General features: G+C 31.6%; 15 protein-coding genes. 11 read left to right on the top strand and 4 right to left on the bottom strand.

All coding sequences use genetic code 11. The features are described from left to right. The first annotated feature begins 122 nt into the window (after nucleotides 1-122). From ACI48Q_RS08725 to uvrA (ACI48Q_RS08765), 9 genes are all read left to right on the top strand, one after another. Complete coding sequence (locus ACI48Q_RS08725; protein ID WP_474918695.1) at nucleotides 123-992, top strand: PhzF family phenazine biosynthesis protein; 870 nt, start codon at nucleotides 123-125, stop codon at nucleotides 990-992. Nucleotides 993-1,351: 359 nt separating this feature from the next. Next, nucleotides 1,352-1,951 (top strand): nitroreductase family protein, encoded by a 600-nt coding sequence (locus tag ACI48Q_RS08730; RefSeq protein WP_474918696.1) that lies wholly within the window; start codon nucleotides 1,352-1,354, stop codon nucleotides 1,949-1,951. Nucleotides 1,952-2,428: 477 nt separating this feature from the next. After that, on the top strand, nucleotides 2,429-2,689 hold the full coding sequence (locus ACI48Q_RS08735; protein WP_474918697.1) for a hypothetical protein: 261 nt from the start codon (nucleotides 2,429-2,431) through the stop codon (nucleotides 2,687-2,689). Nucleotides 2,690-2,922: 233 nt separating this feature from the next. After that, the gene (locus ACI48Q_RS08740) at nucleotides 2,923-3,255 is read left to right on the top strand and encodes a hypothetical protein (RefSeq protein WP_474918698.1); all 333 of its coding nucleotides are present in this window, start codon (nucleotides 2,923-2,925) and stop codon (nucleotides 3,253-3,255) included. An 84-nt stretch (nucleotides 3,256-3,339) separates the two neighbouring features. Continuing rightward, complete coding sequence (gene uvrA, locus ACI48Q_RS08745) at nucleotides 3,340-6,183, top strand: excinuclease ABC subunit UvrA (RefSeq protein WP_474918699.1); 2,844 nt, start codon at nucleotides 3,340-3,342, stop codon at nucleotides 6,181-6,183. Between the two features lie 119 nt (nucleotides 6,184-6,302). Then, nucleotides 6,303-7,325 carry a recombinase RecA gene (gene recA / locus ACI48Q_RS08750; RefSeq protein WP_474918700.1) on the top strand — a complete coding sequence of 341 codons (1,023 nt, stop codon included), beginning with the start codon at nucleotides 6,303-6,305 and terminating at the stop codon, nucleotides 7,323-7,325. Between the two features lie 103 nt (nucleotides 7,326-7,428). Further along, nucleotides 7,429-7,953, top strand: a complete 525-nt coding sequence (locus ACI48Q_RS08755; RefSeq protein WP_474918701.1) for a hypothetical protein — start codon at nucleotides 7,429-7,431, stop codon at nucleotides 7,951-7,953. A gap of 288 nt (nucleotides 7,954-8,241) precedes the next feature. After that, nucleotides 8,242-9,075: a MerR family transcriptional regulator gene (locus tag ACI48Q_RS08760; RefSeq protein ID WP_474918702.1), complete on the top strand. Its 834-nt coding sequence runs from the start codon at nucleotides 8,242-8,244 to the stop codon at nucleotides 9,073-9,075. A 114-nt stretch (nucleotides 9,076-9,189) separates the two neighbouring features. Then, a complete protein-coding gene (uvrA, locus tag ACI48Q_RS08765; RefSeq protein WP_474918703.1) occupies nucleotides 9,190-12,810 on the top strand; it encodes an excinuclease ABC subunit UvrA in 3,621 nt (1,206 codons plus the stop codon). 287 nt (nucleotides 12,811-13,097) lie between these two features. Here uvrA (ACI48Q_RS08765) and ACI48Q_RS08770 read toward each other — a convergent pair whose 3' ends face one another. Both ACI48Q_RS08770 and ACI48Q_RS08775 read right to left on the bottom strand, forming a co-directional pair. Then, the gene (locus tag ACI48Q_RS08770; RefSeq protein ID WP_474918704.1) at nucleotides 13,098-13,661 is read right to left on the bottom strand and encodes a flavin reductase family protein; all 564 of its coding nucleotides are present in this window, start codon (nucleotides 13,659-13,661) and stop codon (nucleotides 13,098-13,100) included. A gap of 591 nt (nucleotides 13,662-14,252) precedes the next feature. After that, on the bottom strand, nucleotides 14,253-14,852 hold the full coding sequence (locus ACI48Q_RS08775; RefSeq protein WP_474918705.1) for a TetR/AcrR family transcriptional regulator: 600 nt from the start codon (nucleotides 14,850-14,852) through the stop codon (nucleotides 14,253-14,255). A gap of 211 nt (nucleotides 14,853-15,063) precedes the next feature. Between ACI48Q_RS08775 and ACI48Q_RS08780 the strand changes: the two genes are divergently transcribed. Then, the gene (locus ACI48Q_RS08780; protein ID WP_474918706.1) at nucleotides 15,064-17,700 is read left to right on the top strand and encodes a calcium-translocating P-type ATPase, PMCA-type; all 2,637 of its coding nucleotides are present in this window, start codon (nucleotides 15,064-15,066) and stop codon (nucleotides 17,698-17,700) included. Between the two features lie 109 nt (nucleotides 17,701-17,809). Here ACI48Q_RS08780 and ACI48Q_RS08785 read toward each other — a convergent pair whose 3' ends face one another. Beyond that, nucleotides 17,810-18,601 (bottom strand): transposase, encoded by a 792-nt coding sequence (locus ACI48Q_RS08785; protein WP_474919510.1) that lies wholly within the window; start codon nucleotides 18,599-18,601, stop codon nucleotides 17,810-17,812. Between the two features lie 97 nt (nucleotides 18,602-18,698). Beyond that, a complete protein-coding gene (locus ACI48Q_RS08790) occupies nucleotides 18,699-19,241 on the bottom strand; it encodes a hypothetical protein (protein ID WP_474918707.1) in 543 nt (180 codons plus the stop codon). Between the two features lie 683 nt (nucleotides 19,242-19,924). Between ACI48Q_RS08790 and nudC the strand changes: the two genes are divergently transcribed. Then, a complete protein-coding gene (gene nudC, locus ACI48Q_RS08795) occupies nucleotides 19,925-20,773 on the top strand; it encodes an NAD(+) diphosphatase (protein WP_474918708.1) in 849 nt (282 codons plus the stop codon). Nucleotides 20,774-20,834 lie beyond the last annotated feature (61 nt).

Genomic DNA, 20,834 nt, shown 5'->3' on the forward strand with positions numbered 1-20,834 from the left:
TACATTCTTCTTATAAATAGAACAATAACTTGTAAGAAACTAAAAAAGTGTATAAAATGAAGGGGGGATAGATTTAGTGAGGGTTTGGTACTTGTAATACACACTCTCTCTAAAGATAAAATATGAAAATAAAAGCTTTTACATTAAACTCATTTGCAGAATCCATTGAGGGAGGAAATCCTGCGGCAGTTGTCTTTAATGCCGATAACCTCTCAGAAAATGATATGAAAAAGATCGCAGGTATAATTGGTTTTAGTGAGACTGCCTATGTGATGAAGTCAAACTTAGCAGATTTTAAGGTAAGATTTTTTACCCCTGCTGAAGAAGTGGATCTTTGCGGGCATGCTACAGTGGCAGTTTATTACTTACTATCGAGTCTAGGGAAAATAAAGCCTGGGAGGTATACTCAGGAAACAAAGGCAGGAATTTTAAAGGTAGAGGTAATGGAAGATATGTCAATTATAATGAATCAAGCTCTTCCAAACTTTTACGAAACAATTTGTAAAGAGAAAATCGCAGATTCCTTGAATATTACTGCTTATGAAATAGACGAAGATTTACCAGTACAAATAGTATCTACTGGTCTGAGAGATATTATTGTTCCAATCAAAAATATAGATATATTAAGTGCCATAAAGCCAGATTTTGAAAAGGTAGCAGAAATCAGTAGGAAATATAATACTGTTGGTTATCATATGTTCACACTAGAGTCACTTAATGGTTCAGATGCTCACTGCAGAAATTTGGCACCTCTTTACGGAATACCTGAAGAGTCTGCAACTGGTACATCCAATGGTGCTCTTGCCTGTTATCTGTTTAAATATGATAGAATCAACCTTAAGAGTACTGAACGTATAGTTATTGAACAAGGTTACTCAATGGGAAAACCTTCAGAAATAATTGTTTCATTAGCTATTCAAGATAAGGAGGTTGTTGAGGTGATGGTAGGAGGAAAAGCATTAAATTTATCTGAAATTGAAGTTGAAATATAGCTGCCACTATACTTATAAAGAAGATGGTGAACTGCAACGGGTTGATTAAGCCTATGGCAGCTCACTTTTTATTTTTTATCAAATAAGCTAATCATTTAGTAAGCACTTCATTGAATAATAAAAGATAATCAAGGCAAAATAAGATAATAAAATTTAATAAATAGCAATAAAATTCAATAAAATTCAATAAAATGTAATATAATGAATATACAAATTGAATATGACATAATGATTAGTTCTATTAGGCTTAAAAATAATTAATTAAGATTAAAAATGCTTTATTAAGATCAATAAATAACATGAATAAAAATTTAGTTTAATTAAATAAAATAATTTAATAAAAATGGAGGAGAAATAATATGAAAAAAGATTTTAATGCAGCAGTGGCTGAGAGACGTTCATTTTATGGAATAAGCAAGGAAGCAGTGGTTTCAGATGAAAAAATAAGAGAAATAATAGAGCACGCAGTAAAGTATACACCATCAGCTTTTAATTCTCAAAGTGCAAGAGTGGTTTTACTACTTGGAGAACAGCACGATAAATTGTGGGATATAACAATGGAAGCTTTAAGAAAAATAGTTCCTGCAGATAAGTTCAAACCAACTGAAGATAAAATAAATTCCTTTAAAAGCGGATATGGTACAGTTTTATTCTTTGAAGATAACAGTATAGTTGAAGGGCTTCAAGCTCAATTCCCACTATATAAAGATAACTTCCCAGTTTGGTCACAGCAATCAAGTGGAATGCACCAATTTGTTGTATGGACTGCATTAGAAATTGAAGGCTTTGGAGTATCTTTACAGCACTATAATGAACTTATTGAAGCTGAGATTAAAAAGGAATGGAGCATACCAAGTAACTGGAAGCTAATTGCGCAAATGCCATTTGGAAAACCTACTGCACAGCCAGAAGAAAAACAGTTCCAGCCATTAGAAGAGAGATTTAGAGTATTTAAATAAAAATCTTTTATATAAACTATTTGACTTTTTTATAAAAAATAAAGTATAATCCAAAATGAATTAAATAATAAACTTAAAGAAACGACACATGTGGTGCTTTGCACGTAAATCTGATTACGGTACAAAGGCTACAGGTGTCTTTTTTGTCGTCCAAAACTGCTAACAATTATCTTAATAAAAATACGGGTATTTTCATATCTACAGTTATGAGCATATCTGGTAAAGCAACTGAAATCTCCAGTATGAAAATTGGAGAATAATCTCAATAGGCTGGGCCTTTATTCCCAGCTTATCAAAGGAAAGTTGAGGTATAGAATCTGCAATCATAATACGAACATCACCAAGTTTTGAAACAAAATGAGAAATAAAAAAAGCATGTTTCTTAACAAAAGTTTTACTTACATCGTAAAATTTTTTTGTGCTAAAATTAAAGTGTAGTCTTATTATTTTTGCTTTATAGAAAGGAGGAATAAGAGGTTGAGATACAAAGTACCAGATTTGATGAAGTTTCCAGACTGCTGTGCCTTATCAGATAGGGGCAGTTGCACTTGGCTAAGCATTTCTGTTTGCAAGGGGAAACAGTGTACTCTTAAAAGAACTGCTAAGGAAAACAGTGATTTCTTGCAATATGTGTATAAGCGCTTATCAAGTCTTGATAGTTCTATACAGAGCCATATTGCTAAAAAATATTATCAAGGGTCCATGCCTTGGAAGGATGAAAAAGATACTTTTAAATAAAGAGAGGATGGTAAATGAGTGTTCTAAAGAAAAACATTGGATTAATGATGAGTATTATAGCAAATTTTTTTATGAAGCGATATGGAAACGTTTACAAAAGTGAGATTGCACATATATTTAAGTAAATCCAAAGAGCCTTAAGGTGGCTTGTTTATATATTTTCAAACTATCATTACAAAGTAAATTAATAAATATAAAATCAAGCATAGACAATTTTAGAGGAGGTATAAAAAATGAATCTAGCAAATGAGAAGGTAGTTCATGCCCAATTTGGAGAGGGAGTTATTACAGAAGTAAAGGAACAAAAGTTATGGGTTCAATTTCAGGAGGAGGTTGGAATAAGAATGTTTCAATACCCAGAAGCCTTTGAAAAGTTTTTGAAAGCAGAAAATCTAGGAGTGGAAAGCTCAGCCCTTGAAGAATTGAAACTAAAACAAGAGCAATTAGAAAGAGAACGGGAAGAAAAAGAACGTAAATTAGCTGAATTAGAGGAGAGAAAACCAAGATTAGAATCTCAAAAGAAGAAAGCTACATCAAAGTCAGTAAAGAAGAAAGCCAGTATTTAATTGAGAGTTATTCCAAAATTCAAAAGAATATAGCTGAATTCTAAAACAGAATCTCATTAAAAAATAGAGAAAGGATTGATATCAATGGCTGAAAAAAACTACCTGCGCATCAAGGGAGCCTGTGAGCATAACTTAAAAAATATTGATGTGGATATTCCTAAAAATAAACTAGTGGTAATAACTGGAGTTAGTGGATCAGGTAAGTCTTCGCTAGCCTTTGACACGATTTATGCCGATGGTCAAAGAAGATATATGGAATCTATGTCCTCCTATGCAAGACAGTTTCTAGGGCAGATGAAAAGAGCTGAGGTTGAAAGCATTGAAGGGCTTTCACCTAGTATTGCTATTTCTCAGAAATCTACTAACAGAAATCCTCGTTCTACTGTCGGAACAGTGACGGAAATCTATGATTACCTTCGTGTCTTATATGCAAGACTTGGGATTCCTCATTGTCCAAATTGTGGTAGGGAGATTAAGAGACAGTCTGTGGATCAGATTATAGATGAGATAATAGCCCTTCCAAAGGGTACCAAAATACAACTTCTTGCACCTATAGTTAGCGAAACGAAAGGTAATCATAAAAAAGTATTGGAACATGCGAAAAACAGTGGTTATGTAAGAGTTATTATAGATGGAAATCAATATGATTTATCAGAAGAAATTCTTTTGGATAAAAATCTTAATCATAATATTGAACTTGTTATAGATAGATTAGTTGTTAGAGAAGGAATTGAATCTCGTTTAGCTGATTCAATGGAAACTGCTTTCAAACTTGCAAATGGAATAATCATGATGAACGTAATAGAGGGAGAAATTCTCACCTTTAGCCAAAACTTTATTTGCCCACACTGTGATATAAGCATCCAAGAAATTGAGCCAAGAAATTTTTCTTTTAATAATCCCTTTGGAGCATGTTCAGAATGCACTGGCCTTGGCTTTAAGATGGAATTTGATGAAGATTTGATGATTCCTGATAAAACCTTGAGCATTGACGAAGGAGCCATTGTGGTTCTTGGCTGGCAGTCCTGTAAGGAACAAGGAAGCTATACTAGAGCCATTCTTGAAGCCCTATCAAAGGAATTCAACTTTAGTCTTGATGTGCCTTTTGAATCTTATACAAAGGAAATTCATGATATTCTGCTTTATGGTACAAACCAAATTGTAAAGGTTCATTATGGCAGCCAAAGAGGTGAAGAAATTTATGATGTGACCTTTAAAGGAATCATAAAAAGTGTAGAGCAGCGTTACAAGGAAACTGCATCACAAATTACAAAAGCAGAGTATGAAACTTTTATGAGTGTTATTCCCTGCAAAAGTTGCAAAGGGCAACGTCTAAAGAAAGAGTCTTTGGCTGTTACTTTGGATGAAAAGAATATTTTTCAAGTAACAAATATGTCAATGAAAGATCTAAGGGAGTTTTTTAGAAATCTAGAGTTAAGTGATTTCCAAAAGGTAATAGGAGAAGAACTTTTGAAAGAGATTGATACAAGAATCACCTTTCTTATGGATGTGGGACTAGATTATCTTAACCTATCAAGGGCAACGGGCACCTTATCTGGAGGAGAATTGCAGCGTATTAGACTAGCCACACAGATTGGTTCTGGCCTTGTGGGAGTAGATTATATATTAGATGAACCTAGTATTGGACTACATCAAAGAGACAATGACAAACTTCTTAAGGCTTTGTGCAATTTAAGAGACCTAGGAAATAGTGTCATAGTTGTGGAACACGATGAGGATACCATGAAGGCTGCAGATTATATACTTGATATTGGTCCTGGTGCTGGAGTCCATGGAGGAGAAGTGATAGCAAGTGGAACTGCAGAGGATATCATAAAAAATCCTAAATCTATTACTGGGGCATATCTAAGCGGAAAAATGTCCATTCCAATTCCTGAAAGCAGAAAGTCTCCCAAGGGATATTTAAGGATCCTTGGTGCTAAGGAGAATAATCTAAAGAATATAGAGGTCCCCTTTCCTCTAGGGGTACTTACCTGTATAACTGGTGTATCCGGCTCAGGGAAAAGTTCTCTTGTAAATGAGATTTTATATAAGGCACTAGCAAAAAAACTAAATCGTGCTAGAACGATCCCTGGTAAATATGAAAAAATTGAGGGCATAGAACAGCTGGATAAAATTATTAATATTAATCAAAGTCCTATTGGAAGAACTCCACGTTCTAATCCTGCTACATACATTGGAGTCTTTGATTTAATTAGAGATTTATTTTCCACCACCACTGATGCAAAGGTAAGAGGATATGATAAAGGAAGGTTCAGTTTTAATGTAAAAGGTGGCCGTTGTGAAGCCTGTAAAGGAGATGGAACCCTTAAAATCGAGATGCAGTTTCTTCCAGATGTTTATGTACCCTGTGAGGTTTGTAAAGGTAAGCGATATAATCGTGAGACTTTAGAGGTGCTTTATAAAGGTAAAAATATTCATAACATACTAGATATGACTGTGGAAGAAGCACTTAAATTCTTTGAAAACTTTCAGGGCATTAGAAGAAAAATAGAAGCTCTAAATGATGTAGGTCTATCCTACATTAAGCTAGGTCAGCCTGCAACAACCTTGTCAGGTGGAGAAGCACAACGTGTAAAACTTGCAGCAGAATTAAGTAGAAAAAGTACAGGAAAAACCATTTATATATTAGATGAACCTACCACTGGTTTGCACTTTGAAGATGTTCACAAGTTGACAAATATTCTGCAGAGACTAGTTGAAAGTGGCAATACCGTAGTTGTAATAGAACATAATATGGACGTAATTAAAACAGCGGACTACATCATAGATATTGGACCAGAAGGTGGAGAGCAGGGTGGAACAATAGTAGCACAGGGAACCCCAGAGGAAATTGTTTCAAATATCAATTCTTATACTGGCAAATATTTAAAAAAATATCTAAAAGATAATGGATTGCAAGTATGAAGCTTATTTTATAGGTTTTTAAAAACCCAGGGATAGATTGAATAGAAAGAGACAATGAGGATGAAAAAATCAATAGTTTTATCAATGAACATGAGATTTAAATCGAGAGGAGACAGGTAATGAATATTGATAATAATAAACTTGCAGCAATAGAATCTGTGATAAATCAGATAGAAAAGCAATTCGGAAAGGGTTCTGTGATGAAGCTTGGTGCAAACACCATGATGGGAATAGAAGCTATACCAACAGGATGTCTAGCTTTAGACATAGCCATAGGAGTAGGTGGAGTTCCAAAGGGGAGAATAGTAGAAATTTACGGACCTGAATCTTCAGGTAAAACTACTGTTACTCTCCACGTAATAGCAGAAGCTCAAAAGAGAGGAGGTGCAGCAGCCTTTATAGATGTTGAGCATGCCTTAGATCCATCTTACGCAAAGAAACTAGGAGTTAATATTGAGGACTTAATTGTAAGCCAACCGGATACTGGAGAACAAGCCTTAGAGATAGCTGAGGCACTAGTAAGGTCCAATGCTATTGATGTAATGGTAATTGACTCTGTTGCAGCCTTGGTTCCAAGAGCTGAAATAGAAGGTGACATGGGGGATTCTCATATTGGTCTACAAGCCAGATTAATGTCTCAAGCCTTAAGAAAGCTTACTGCAGCCATTAACAAATCCAAATGTGTAGTAATATTTATAAATCAATTAAGAGAAAAAATTGGTATAATGTTTGGAAACCCAGAGACCACAACAGGGGGACGAGCACTTAAATTTTATTCCTCTGTAAGGCTAGATATTAGAAAAACTGACATCATAAAAGTTGGGGAAGAGGTTTTAGGAAGCAGAACAAGAATAAAAGTAACAAAAAATAAGGTTGCTCCACCTTTTAAGATAGCTGAATTTGACATAATGTATAATGAGGGTATTTCAAGGGAAGGGAATTTAATAGATATAGCTGTAAACGAGGACTTAGTTGAAAAAAGTGGTTCATGGCTATCATACAAAGATATGAAACTGGGGCAAGGTAGGGAAAATGCAAAGCAGTATTTAAAGGATAATCCGGAACTAGCTCTTGAAATAGAAAATCTAATTAGAGAGAAACACCACCTGCCTAATTTATTTGATGAAACTAAAGTGGTTTAGTACATAGTACTTTAGTATTTATAAATCGTATATATTGTAATAGATCTTCGCATCAAATTATTCAATTGTTTCTCTGAATAATTTGAAAGAAAGGGTGGGTGCTATGAGAAAGTATTTGCTTTCTGTAATGTTAATTTTCACCATAATATTAACAGGATGCTCCAGTAATTTACCAAGAGATAATTCTAATAATTTACAAAAAAATAATAATGAAACAAAGAAAACCACAAAAATGGCTGAAATTTATAGCTTAGCTTTAGATTCAATGATGTCCATTGATGAAGGATTAAATGGCGATATGAAATATATAGCTATCGACACAAGCTCTTTAAAGGATGCTACAGAAGAAGATAAAAAATATATTTTAAAATACTTCGAAAAGTATAAAGTACAGGTTATGGAGGAATCCTTTCAATCACTAAAGGATAAGGGAATGGTTGAAGAGGGAAACTACATTGAAGGGTTACTATTAAAGGTTGAAAATATTAATTTTTCTTCAAACAATAAAGTTGAAGTAGCGGGAAGTAAGTTTCGCTCAGGACTTGGAGCTATAGGAGTTAAAACAAAACTAAAAAACAAAGATGGAAAATGGACAGTGGAAAGCGCTGATATGCTTTGGATTAGTTAATTACTATAGATATAAAAGATCAAAAGTTAATTCGTGAAATTTATAATTATAAAAGGTACAATTAGTATTATGGTGATTTAGAGCTTGCATATCTCTTAAAGAGAAACAACTTCTTTTATTAGATAAATTATATGTTAAAGTTGTTTCTCTATAAATAAACAAGCTCATGTACTTATGGTTATACAGTAGAAAGTTATAGATTATAATTTTAATATATGGTTATAAAGCCTATAATGTTAGAAACATTGTTATATATAATTACATAAATGTGTTTGGAGGAAGAGGCAAGTGTTTAGGATTGGAGAATTTTCAAAATTAACTCAAGTTTCTATTAGAATGTTAAGGTATTATGATGACGTTGGTATTTTAAAACCAGCTAAAATTAATAATGAAAATGGATATAGAATGTATTCAGTGGAGCAAACAAAAACTTTAAGTAAGATAATCTTTTTAAGAGATATAGGATTTAGTACTGAGGAAATTTCTCATGCATTAAAGTATTGGGATAGTGAATCATTAAAGAAAGAATTTAGACTGAAAGAAGAAGCTATTAAAGAAGCAATAAGAGTTGAAGAGCAGAAGTTAGAAAAGTTAAGAGGAGCAATGGGGGAAATAGATGATAAGAAGGAGTTTAACTATAATGTTGTGGTAAAATCTATTCCTTCTTATGATGTTATTTCCCTTAGAAAGATTGCGCCAAACTATTTTGCAGAAGGTGAACTCTGGCATTTATTATGTGAACATATTAAAAAAGAAAATTTAAATATAAAGGATAGTAACCATAGCTTTGCCATATATCATGATAATGAATATAAAGAAAAAGATGTAGATATTGAGATATGTATAGTAACGGAAGAAAAGGGAATAGAAAAAGATGGAGTTACTTTCCACAAAACAGAAGCTTTTGATTTGGTTGGAACTACAATGGTTTATGGACCCTATGAGAATATTTCAGGTGCCTATAAGTCATTTGTAAATTGGTTAGAAGAAAATAATCAATATGAAATAAGTGGACTGAGTATGCAGATATGTCATAAAGGACCTTGGAATGAAGAAAATCCAAAGGATTATTTAACAGAAATACAGATACCCATTAAATTTAAGTCACAATTTAAAAAATAATGGACTAGTGTATCCTTGTTTATTTTTTTCATTGCATCTTAATAAAAAATATTGACTCTCACATTGTGGTAGGGATTATTATCAGTAATATATCAATGGTAAAGGAGAGTTTTTATGGATAGGGATCAGTATTTTAATGTTTATGAAATAGGGAGAGTAGAGGGAAAAAATAAAATAGTAATAGATAAAAGCTTTGTTAAGGGATTAAAATATTTATCTTCATTTAGTCATATAATTGTTATTTTTTCTAAGGAGCTTATGCAAAAAACTATTGAAATAAATAATGTGGATGAAAAAGCAGGAATAATTACTTTTAAGGAGGATAAAAATTTAGAAGATAATGTTCCTGTTTATGATGTAAAACCATATTTCCCTTGTGAAGATAGGGTTAAGGAAAGTTTTAGTCCTAAGGTAAAAGGAGCAGATAATAAAAAAGCTTTTGTGAATTCTAAGAATGAGATTGCAGTAATGGGAAGTCTTAAAAAAATAAATGGAGAAGATTTCATTTATATAGAAAATGATTTTGAAAACCTCTATGAAGAATTAATGGGATACTCTCACATAAAAATAATGTGGTGGTTTAGTAGATTTGATGAATCGAAATATAGAAGAGCCACGGAGTGCGATCCACCTTATGAAAATGCACCTAGAACAGGAATTTTTGCAACAAGATCACCAGTAAGACCAAATCCTATAGCACTTACAACAGCAAAAATATTGGATTTTGATAAAAATCTAAGAAGAATCAAAGTAAGTAAGTTGGATTCTTTTAATAATAGTCCACTAATTAAAATATTTCCATATATATATGTTAATGATAAAGTAGCAGTTTGTAGTGTTCCTGATTGGCTTAAACATTGGCCGGAATGGGCGGAGGAACAGCTTGAAGAAGAGCATAATTCACAAGTCCATATAAAACAATCAAGTCTTGATGTTATAGAAAAATATTCTAATAATAATGTAAATAAAGAGAAAAAGGATTTTTATAAAAATCAACATATAGAGGAAAAACGCACTGAAGGTATTGTAATAAAAGGTGCAAGGCAGAACAATCTTAAAAATATTAATGTTACAATTCCATATAATAAGATAACAGCAGTGACAGGAGTTAGCGGCAGTGGAAAATCAAGCTTGGTCTTTGATACTCTATATGCAGAAAGCCAAAGAAGATTTATGGAAAGTATGGGGAATACAGCTAATAATGAATGGAGAGAAAAACCAAATTTTGATATGATAACTGGTCTTCCACCAGCAATATCAATTTCTCAAAAGAGTATTTCTAGAAATCCACGTTCTACAGTAGGGACTATAACAGAGATTTATGATTATTTAAGAAATATATTTTCAACCATTGGAATAAGACATTGTCCTAATTGCGGAAGTGCTATTATTCCTCTTACTAGCAGTGAAATTTATGAAAAGTTAATGGAATTGCCAGCTAATACAAGAATTATAATAAAGCCATATAATAATGAAGATTTATCTTATAAACATGTAATCTATGAAAATTTATCCTATGACCATGCAATTGGTGGAGCAAAAAATAATGATAAAAATATGCTTAAAAACATAGAAGAAGCATTGAAAATAGGACATGGGGCAATTTATGTACTAATTAATGAGGATGAAAAGATATTATTTCAAGAAAATCAAATGTGCTATGATTGCAGTCATATTATGTTTCAGTTAACTCCATCTACCTTTAGCTATAACAATCCAGATAGTATGTGTCAAGTATGTAATGGGCTGGGGATTCATGGAGAGATAGATTGCAATTTAATAATTTCCAAACCAGATAAATCAATTCTTGATGGAGCATCAATTTTATGGGGAGATTTAAGAAAATTTAAAGAAAATCCTAATGCTAATTGGCTAAAAGGTGAAGTATTAGCATTGGCAGAAGATATGAGGATTGATTTAGAACTGCCATGGCGTCAGCTGCCACAAGAATTTAAAGAAAAAATAATATTGGGTACTGAAAGTGAAATCACATATGTATACAAAAATAATAATGGCAAAAGCGGCGAAATCACAAGGAAAGTTGAAGGTGCTTATAATTATATAAAGCGAGTATATGAGAATGGCAGTAATGATTCTACGAAAAGAATTGCTGAGGAGTTTATGAAGGAAGATATATGTAATAGCTGTAATGGGGAAAGGCTTAATAGAGAAGGAAGAAGTGTTGAAATATTAGGGGTAAGATATCCAGCTGCAGCAGCAATGACAATAGATGGGCTAAAGAAATGGATTGAAGAATTGCCAGATGCATTGCAGGAAAGTGAATTAAATAAGGTTGAACCCCTATTAAAAAAGCTTTATAGAAAAATTGATTTATATATAAAAATAGGTCTTAATTATTTAGCTTTAAATCGCTCAGCGGCAACATTATCAGGTGGTGAACTTCAAAGATTAAAAATAGTTAAGCAGCTAAATGGTGAAATTACTAATATGCTTTATGTTTTAGATGAACCATCAACAGGACTTCATCCCAAGGATTATGATAAGCTTATTATGATTATAAAGGAACTTAAAGACTATGGAAATACTGTGGTTATGGTAGATCATAATAAGGAAATAATAAAGTGTGCTGACTATGTTATAGATATAGGTAAAGGTGCAGGAATAAATGGTGGAAGCATAGTTGCACAAGGCACAGTTATGGAAGTTATGGACAATGAAAAATCAGAAACAGGAAAATATCTATGTAATGAAAAGATAGTAGAAATAGAAAAATTAGAACTAACAGATAAGTGGATTAAAATAGATGGAGCTAGAGGTAATAATTTAAAAAATATAGATATTAGATTTCCAATTGGAGCTGTTACATGCATAACAGGAGTCAGTGGTTCTGGAAAAAGTACATTAGTTTCTAAGGTTATTTATCCAGTTTTGAAAAATAGATTAGAGGGCAAAGAGGATATAAGCAGATTTTGTGATTATATTTCAGGAGAAAATCATGTAAAGAAAATTATTTATGTTGACCAAAGGCCAATAGGACGTACTTCTAGATCAAACATAGCAACATATGTTGGGCTTATGGATGATATTAAAAAGATTTTTGCTTCCACAAATGCTGCAAAAACTCGAGGATATAAAGAGAGTAAGTTCAGCTTTAATAGCAAAGAAGGTGGATGTGAAAAATGTCATGGTGATGGAAGGGTTTGTAGTCATATTTCTTTTATGGAAGATATTTGGACCCCTTGTCCTGTTTGTAAAGGAAAGAAATATAAGAATGAAGTATTACAGATAAAATATAATGGGAAAAATATATATGAAGTTTTACAAATCACCGTAGAAGAAGCTTTAAACTTCTTTACAGAGCAAAGCAGGGCACATAGAATTTTAGAAACCTTATTTGAAGTAGGTTTAGGATATATAAAATTAGGACAAAGTGCAACCACCCTATCTGGAGGAGAAGCACAAAGAATAAAATTATCAAAGGAATTATGTCTAAATCAACTAACTGATTGCCTATATATTTTTGATGAACCTACTTCAGGATTACATTTTTCGGATATTCAAAACTTGTTAGTTCTTTTTAACAAGATAAGAAATAATGGAAATACCATTTTAATCATAGAACATAATTTAGATGTGATTAAAAATGCAGATTGGATAATGGATTTGGGGCCTGAAGGTGGAGATTTAGGAGGAAATATTATAATGCAAGGTACAGTAGCAGATTTACTTAAGGCAGATTATAGTTATACAGCTAGGGCATTAAAAAGAGTTTAAGAAATTTTAAAGGGATCAGATTCACTGTGTAAAAAGAAATTTCTTAAATAGTAAAGATACTTTAATATGTAGCCTATGCTTCGTCTTCACCATAAAACCCTCCACTAATTTGATTAGTGGAGGGTTTTCCTTAAAATAAAGTCTATATCTTGCTTTACATAGTAATTTAAGATATAGGCTAACTTTTATTTTCTTGTTGTGGATAATCTATTGATAAAGTTATTAATAACTTTTACTTCTACTTTATCATAAGGAAAAATTCTGTATCATCCTTATATTAATACTTATTATCTAGGATCAACGGCATTTATAGTATTATATGTTTTAAATAGTGAACCAACTCTATCTTTTAGATCAAAGTATCCTGAACCCATCATTATTGTTGGGTTAACTTTTAGAGCATTAGGCTTTCCATCTTCCAGGCAGTCTTCATTCGCATATACAGCAACAATCTCTCCAATAAACATGGTAAAATCAAATATAGGAATAGTTTGTATTACCTTACAAAGATAATTTACAGGACATTCTTTTATCATTGGTGCATTTCCTGCTGCATCATAAAACGAATCAAAAACATTTGATTTATCTTCTTTATTACCAGATACGCACCCACAAAAATCAGTCTTATCAATAGATTCAGAGGATGGTATGTTTACACTAAAGAATCCACTTTCTGCTACACCTGAAGTTGTATAGTGGGAGTTTTTCAATGAAATATACAATACAGGTTTCTCACTTACAACACCGTATGCACCAAGTGTGGCATAGTTTGGCTTTCCATTAACCATCGCTCCTGCTAAAACTGTAATAAATGGTCCAAAAGGGATGTTTGCTATTTTCTTTTTTATCATATTCTTTCTCCAATTCAATTATTTATTTGTTGCAACAATAATAATTATATATAAAAATCAAAAAAAGTATAGACTAGTTCTTTTCTATGAGTTATAATATAGAGAAATTATGCCCCAAAATAAATAATCTTTGCATCGCAATATAAATAAAAAATAAATCCAAAGCCATGAACTCTAATTAAAGAGTTCATGGCTTTTTATCTTTTGGGAAATCGGTAATTTATAATGAACCTTCTATCTATTTAAAAGTATAAATAGGATGTATCTATATTTTATTTTGAGGTAATAATATGATAGATGTAGCATGTTTAAGGGGAGAAGAAATTTTAAAATAAATATGGTGGATTTGATTTACATTAAAAAACCACACTTACTACTGATATAGAGAACCATATCATAAACAAGAGAGGTTTTTATTAAAATTTGATTATTTATTTGTAGAGAGTCATTAAAAATTCTGGTATAAGTTTAAAGAATAAAATAGATGAGAGATTAAGAAAAATACAAAGGATTACAAGATTATTCAAAAGGCAACCATGTTGAGTGTCCAAAGAAAAGATATAATTCAAAAATGATAATAAATATAAAAACTTATATTAGATTAATTTGCACAGAAGGATCAAAATATAAATGCATATCAGTAACTTTATCAAGTTCAAAGGAGAGCTCATCAATGGTTTTAGAATTGTCATCTTCTAGCCAACGATAAACTATTGATATGAAGGCCCCAGAAAAAAATTCTGCAAGAAAATCTATACTTACAATAAATCTATATCCCATATCCTCAAGAGATTTTAGCATTAAAATGTATTGAGGTATAGTAAGATCATGCAGTGTAGCTATCATTAAATTGATATCATTAATGGAAATAATATTTTTAAAAAATGCTCTGTTTTTATTTATAAAAGATAATATAATATGAATTTGTTCACCTTTACTATAATCGGTGATTGATTTTTCAAAATCAAGTATTTGGTTTTTTAGTTGATAAATACTAAAATATAGAAGGTGATATTTGTCCTCAAAGTGATTGTAAAAAGTAGATCTACTAACTAAGGCCTTGTCGCAAATATCATTTACCGTAATCTTTTCAAAACCATTTTGACTTACTAAATCAATAAAAGCTTGATGTAATCTTAAATGGGATTTAGTAATTTTAACTTTAGAAAATTTATTTAAATAATTGTACATTTTACCCCCCTGTGTATAATTTTTTACGGATTTTAAATTTTGTAGGTTGGAATATAACTCATACTGTAGTATTTTAAAAATAGTTAAAAATCATTCGAATGTATTATTGATTAAATGCAGTATTATTATACAGGAATTTAGAATATTTATCAACATCCATATTATTTTGCCGGTAAAATAATAGGTTTGAATTAGTAAGGAGGGTATATTTATGAATTATATTAAAGAGTTAAATAAATTATATATTGAACTTAATACAAATCCAGATAAGGGTTTAGAAACTAAACAAGTAAATGAAGCAAGAGAAAAACATGGAGAAAATAAGTTTAAAGAAGAAAAACCTATAAGTTTTACAAAAAGATTTGTTAATCAATTAAAGGATTTTATGATAATTATACTGATTATTGCTGCATTATTATCATTTTTTCTAGCATCAAAAGGAGACGGTAGCTACATAGAGGGGGCTCTTATTTTAGCAATTGTATTCATAAATGCTTTATTAGGTACAATACAAGAGAATAGTGCTGAAAAAGCTTTAAATTCATTAAAGAAAATGAATACTCATTATTCTAGAGTTATTAGAAATGGTGAGCTTATAGAGTTAAAATCAGAGGAGTTAGTTCCAGGAGACATAATTATATTAGAATCTGGAGACTATATATCAGCTGATGCTAGGCTTATTGAAAGTTCAAGTTTAAAAGTTGAAGAATCATCATTAACAGGAGAGAGCGTGGCTGTTGATAAGGATGAAAATGCTAAAGTAGATAAAGATTCTTCAATTGGTGATAGATTAAACATGGTATATTCAGGTTGTATAGTAACAAATGGAAGAGCTAAAGCTGTTGTTACAGGAATAGGAATGGACACAGAGATGGGGAAGATAGCAGCTTTTCTAAATAATGAAAAGAAAAAGAATACTCCTTTGCAAGAAAAGCTTTCTAGACTTGGTAAGACTATTACAATAGGAGCAATTGGAGCATGCTTAATACTTTTTATAATAGGTATACTACAAGGAGAAAGTGCTTTTGAAATGTTTATTGCAGCAGTAGCATTAGCTGTAGCTGCTATACCAGAGTCACTAACAGGGGTAGTTACTATAGCATTAGCTTTTAGTGTTACAAAAATGGTTAAGAGGAATGCTATTATTAGAAGACTACCTGCAGTAGAAACATTAGGATCTGCATCAATAATATGTTCTGATAAAACTGGTACGTTAACACAAAATAAAATGACAGTAACAAGAGTATGGTCAGAACAAGATGAGATATTAAAAAATGAGAAGAGAATAAGTGATGAAAGCTATGAGGTTTTAAAATTTGCTGCATTATGTTCTAATGCAAAGATAGAGATGAATGGGTTAGAAGAAAATGCCTTTGGTGATGCAACAGAAATTGCTATAGTAAGGGCTTTTAAAGATTATGGACACTCCAAAACTAATTTAAATAATAATTACAACAGAATTCATGAAATACCTTTTGATTCGAAAAGGAAATTAATGACAACTGTTCATGAGATTGAAGATAATACTCAAGCTAAAGGAAAATATTGTGTAATAGTAAAGGGAGCATTTGACGTATTATTACCAAAATGTATCCATGGAGACTTTAAAAAAGCTAAGAAAGCAAATTCAGATTTTGCAGAATCTGCGTTAAGGGTAATTTCAGTAGCGTATAAGTTTTATAATGAATTACCCAATATTCTAAATGAGGAAACTTTAGAAAATGATTTAACCTTATTAGGGATGATAGGTATTATAGATCCTCCGAGGCCTGAGGCAAAAGAATCTATAATAAAAGCTAGAAATGCTGGTATAAAAACAATAATGATAACTGGAGATCATATTATAACAGCAACAGCAATAGCAAAGGAACTAACAATATTAGAAAATGATGATGAAGCAATTACAGGAAAAACATTAAGTGAGATGACAGATGAAGAATTAAAAAGAAATATAAATAATTATTCAGTTTATGCAAGGGTTAGCCCAGAAGATAAGATAAGAATTGTAAAAGCATGGCAAAGTAATGGAGAAGTAGTTGTAATGACAGGTGATGGAGTAAATGATTCTCCAGCCTTAAAGGCAGCAGATATTGGTTGTGCTATGGGTATAACTGGTACTGATGTAGCAAAGGATGCATCAGATATGATTTTAACAGATGATAATTTCTCTACAATAATAGATGCTGTGGAGGAAGGAAGAACTATTTACGATAACATAAGGAAAACAGTTGGATTCTTTTTAAGTTGTAATATTGCAGAAGTTATAATAGTATTTGTAGCATTTCTTATAGGGTGGGGTTCACCAATCTTAGCAATGCAATTGCTATTTATAAATGTAGTAGCAGATGCACTTCCTGCCTTTGGATTAAGTAAGGAGAAAACAGATGACAACATAATGTCTAGAAAACCAGTAGATAGAAATAAGAATATATTATCAGATGGATTGGGAGTTAAAATATTATTACAAGCTATAATGTTTTCCATAATTACTTTAATTGCATTCTATTTAGGAACCTTTACTAATTTATCAGAAGTCATTGCTCCATCAAAAGAAGTTGGTGTTACAATGTGTTTCTTAGTAATGGCATTTTCATCAATAATCCATGTGTTTAATTGTAGAAGTAGCCAATCAATATTTAAAATTAAATTTTCATCAAATAAGGGTGTATTAAAAGGTGTAGTTACTTCAACTATAATAATGTTACTGATTTGTTTTGTACCTGTTTTGGCAGAACTATTTAGTATTGAAACTTTGAGTTCCATACATTGGATATTAGTAACAATATTATCAATTTCACCTTTAGTAATAGTGGAGATTGTTAAGTATTTTGTAAATAGAATAAAATAGGTTATTGGAGCTGGATGAAAATAAATTTGGTACTAGTGGATAAGAAAGAGGATTCATAAATTTGAATCCTCTCAGATTGTTGACTTATGGCTTCTTGGTTTGCTAAAAATCAAGAAGCTATTACAATTTCGTTATAAATTTCTTCAAGAACTTCAAATATTGACACAAACAAGCGAAAAAGTAAAGGGGTTAGACCATTCTTCCATAGCCTATTTGCCAGTTTCTTTAAATTCATGCACGCAAATAAGAGGTTTAGTTCCATTTTGATTCTGCCTAAACCTCTATGTTTTGCATATCTCATACCATGAAGCTCTTTAGCATCAGCAAAGACCCGTTCTATAGTCTGACTTCGTAACATATAGAGTTCTTTGCTGCCAGTAGTATGCCTTATATCCTCTGCTTTTTCAATATACTCTTCCCAAACATGACAAACAACGAGTTTCACATGGTTTTTGCTTTCCGTGCATTGCTGTAAAAAAGGACAATCCTTGCATTTTTCACGGTCTTTGGCGATTTCTTTTTGCAATTCAGCTTCATAGAATTTTGCAGACTTCTCAACGATTGCTTTTAGATATTTATGGTTATTAGCGTTGGCTTTTATGTGGCTTCCGTCAATAAATATATTTTCTTCATTAATAAAGCCCTGTTTGATTATTTCGGCTACAACTCTTGAAAATATCTGTTCAAATAAGTCTGTGCCCTCAAAACGGCGGCTATAGTTTTTGCTGAAAGTTGAAAAATGCGGTATCTTCTCGGATAATCCATAGCCCATATACCACCGATACGCGGCGTTCACTTCTACGTCTTTGATTGTTTGACGCATAGAACGAATACCGGAAAGATATTGAATAATATTTAGCTTAATCAGTACGATGGGGTCTATACTTTCCCTGCTGAATATTTATGGTATAACACGCAAACGTAGAAAAACTACATAACCAAGAAGCAAAGCCTTTAGTGGCTCTAAACGGTATTATGCTTATTCGGTAAGTGTGTTATTAATCCACTATCTCAAACGTAAATACAACGGGGTTTACAATATTTTTGCTAAGGGGAGACACATCAATTGACTTAATCTTCAGTTTTATTCCCAATGCTTTTTGGTATTCATACAAACGCCCACCTGCACATCTTTCAAAATATGTTTCAATTGATTCCGGAAATTGAAACATTCCTTTTGGCGCATGCTTGTAATATCCATGGTTACAGGCAAAAGTAACTGTGATTGTATTATCATCATTCAAAACGGCTGTTCTGCCAAAGGTATTTGTGAATAGTTCCAGCCTTTCACCAAGGGGTTTGTCAGCGTGTTCAAGTGCGAAGGCTTTACGTTCTTTATCGTACCCAGTACCTCTACAACTTCCGTTTTGCTCGTATATCCGGAAGCGTTGCTCCTTGGTGAGACGTTCTTCCATGGCTTTTATAAATTTTCCCTCGCATTCCTCTCCTTTATATGTTTCAACAATGCTCCCAAACAAAAACAATATATCCTCAGGAATTTCGTTTTTACGCATTCGCATAGTTTTCAGCATAGATTTCATTTGCATATCCTCCTCTTTAATATCCATCACAAGATAATATAAAATTTCTTCGTTATATAGTAAAAATAGTATATCATACCAAATATTTCTTTTCCACAATTTAAATATTGGTATTAATTTAACCAGTTTGCATATTATACGACAAATGTTATCTACGTTATAACACGATTCATACAAAAAGGCTGTCGGCATATGAATGTCGACAGCCTAAGAGGATTCATAAATTTGAATCATCTTTTTTGAGCATAATAATAAAGAAGGAGAATCCTCTGATGATGGGTTCTCCTTCTTTTTCAGTTTTTACAATAAGAATATAGATGACTAGAATTAGAGGGAAATTGGAATTTAAAAGTGTACGGATTATAGTTCTAAAATCAACAATCGTTTAAAAGAAAGCCAATTAAATTAGATTGAGATTGAGGTGTTTTTTTTGAAATTATTTACAGAACAAGAATAGTTATATGATCATTCAAAGTGTATAATATATGTAAATAAGAGTAAAAAAGGGGATGAATGCGTATTAAAAATATGTTTTTACTTTGTTTATTATAGGTATAATGCTTTTTTCAATGAATCTAATTAGAGCATTTGCAGATTCACCGGTGACATCTACTGATTTTTATAAAGCTTATATGGATGTAGATATTTTAAAAACATCTAAGTTATTAATGGAGGTAAAGGGAATGAATCATAAGAATATCAATGAATATAACACATATTCATATTGTTTTTTATTTTACAAAAGTGAAATTATATTTAAAGAACATGAAGATTATCCTAAGTTTCTATTAATTAGTGAAGTTGAAGAATTTGGAATTAATAGCTCTGAAATGATGTATATAGGTACAGTAGATGGTAATGATTATTATGCTGCAAATGTATCTAGTAAAGATGAGATTCAAGGTTATTTTTCAAAGGATATTGGGGAAATATATGGAGAAGTTGCTGAAAATATATTTTTACTTGCTATGCGTGCCTTAGAATTAATAAATTGGTTAAATGAAAACAAATATTGTAGTTGTTGCGGTAAAAAAGTTCAGATAGATCCTAAAAAAACTTATATGGAATGTTTAAATTGTGGATATATTATTTACCCACGTATAACTCCAGCTATAATAGTTGCAGTGTTAAAAGATGATAAGATTCTTTTAGCACGTTCACCCCACTTTACACCTAATATGTATAGTCTTATAGCTGGGCATGTTGAACCAGGAGAGTTTATAGAGACAAGTGTTAAGAGAGAAGTCAAAGAAGAGGTTGGAATTGATATAAAGAACATTAAATATTTTCGTAGTCATCCATGGCCTTTTCCTTATAAACTTATGTTTGGGTTTATAGCTGAATATTCATCTGGAGAAATAAGAATAGACAATAATGAAATAGAAGCAGCTGATTGGTTTTCATTAGATGATCTGCCAAATATACCAGAATATAAGTTGAGTTTTGCAAGAATTATAATTGATCATGTGGTTGAGTCTAGAAAAAAGCACAAGGGCTACTTATTACATATGGAAGAAAATCAGTATAATTAGTGGATAAGTAATATGTACTCTTCTCAAATAAAGGATTTACAAATAGACATGTAAGATGGCT

The sequence above is a fragment of the Clostridium sp. LXY-7 genome, assembly GCF_056172015.1.

Coding starts and splice junctions, on each gene's coding strand:
- ACI48Q_RS08775 (WP_474918705.1), bottom strand. CDS start 14,852: ATGTACAATTATTTAAATAAATTTTCTAAAGTTAAAATTACTAAATCC.
- ACI48Q_RS08780 (WP_474918706.1), top strand. CDS start 15,064: ATGAATTATATTAAAGAGTTAAATAAATTATATATTGAACTTAATACA.
- uvrA (WP_474918703.1), top strand. CDS start 9,190: ATGGATAGGGATCAGTATTTTAATGTTTATGAAATAGGGAGAGTAGAG.
- recA (WP_474918700.1), top strand. CDS start 6,303: ATGAATATTGATAATAATAAACTTGCAGCAATAGAATCTGTGATAAAT.
- nudC (WP_474918708.1), top strand. CDS start 19,925: ATGAATCATAAGAATATCAATGAATATAACACATATTCATATTGTTTT.
- ACI48Q_RS08790 (WP_474918707.1), bottom strand. CDS start 19,241: ATGAAATCTATGCTGAAAACTATGCGAATGCGTAAAAACGAAATTCCT.
- ACI48Q_RS08740 (WP_474918698.1), top strand. CDS start 2,923: ATGAATCTAGCAAATGAGAAGGTAGTTCATGCCCAATTTGGAGAGGGA.
- ACI48Q_RS08730 (WP_474918696.1), top strand. CDS start 1,352: ATGAAAAAAGATTTTAATGCAGCAGTGGCTGAGAGACGTTCATTTTAT.
- ACI48Q_RS08755 (WP_474918701.1), top strand. CDS start 7,429: ATGAGAAAGTATTTGCTTTCTGTAATGTTAATTTTCACCATAATATTA.
- ACI48Q_RS08725 (WP_474918695.1), top strand. CDS start 123: ATGAAAATAAAAGCTTTTACATTAAACTCATTTGCAGAATCCATTGAG.
- ACI48Q_RS08770 (WP_474918704.1), bottom strand. CDS start 13,661: ATGATAAAAAAGAAAATAGCAAACATCCCTTTTGGACCATTTATTACA.
- uvrA (WP_474918699.1), top strand. CDS start 3,340: ATGGCTGAAAAAAACTACCTGCGCATCAAGGGAGCCTGTGAGCATAAC.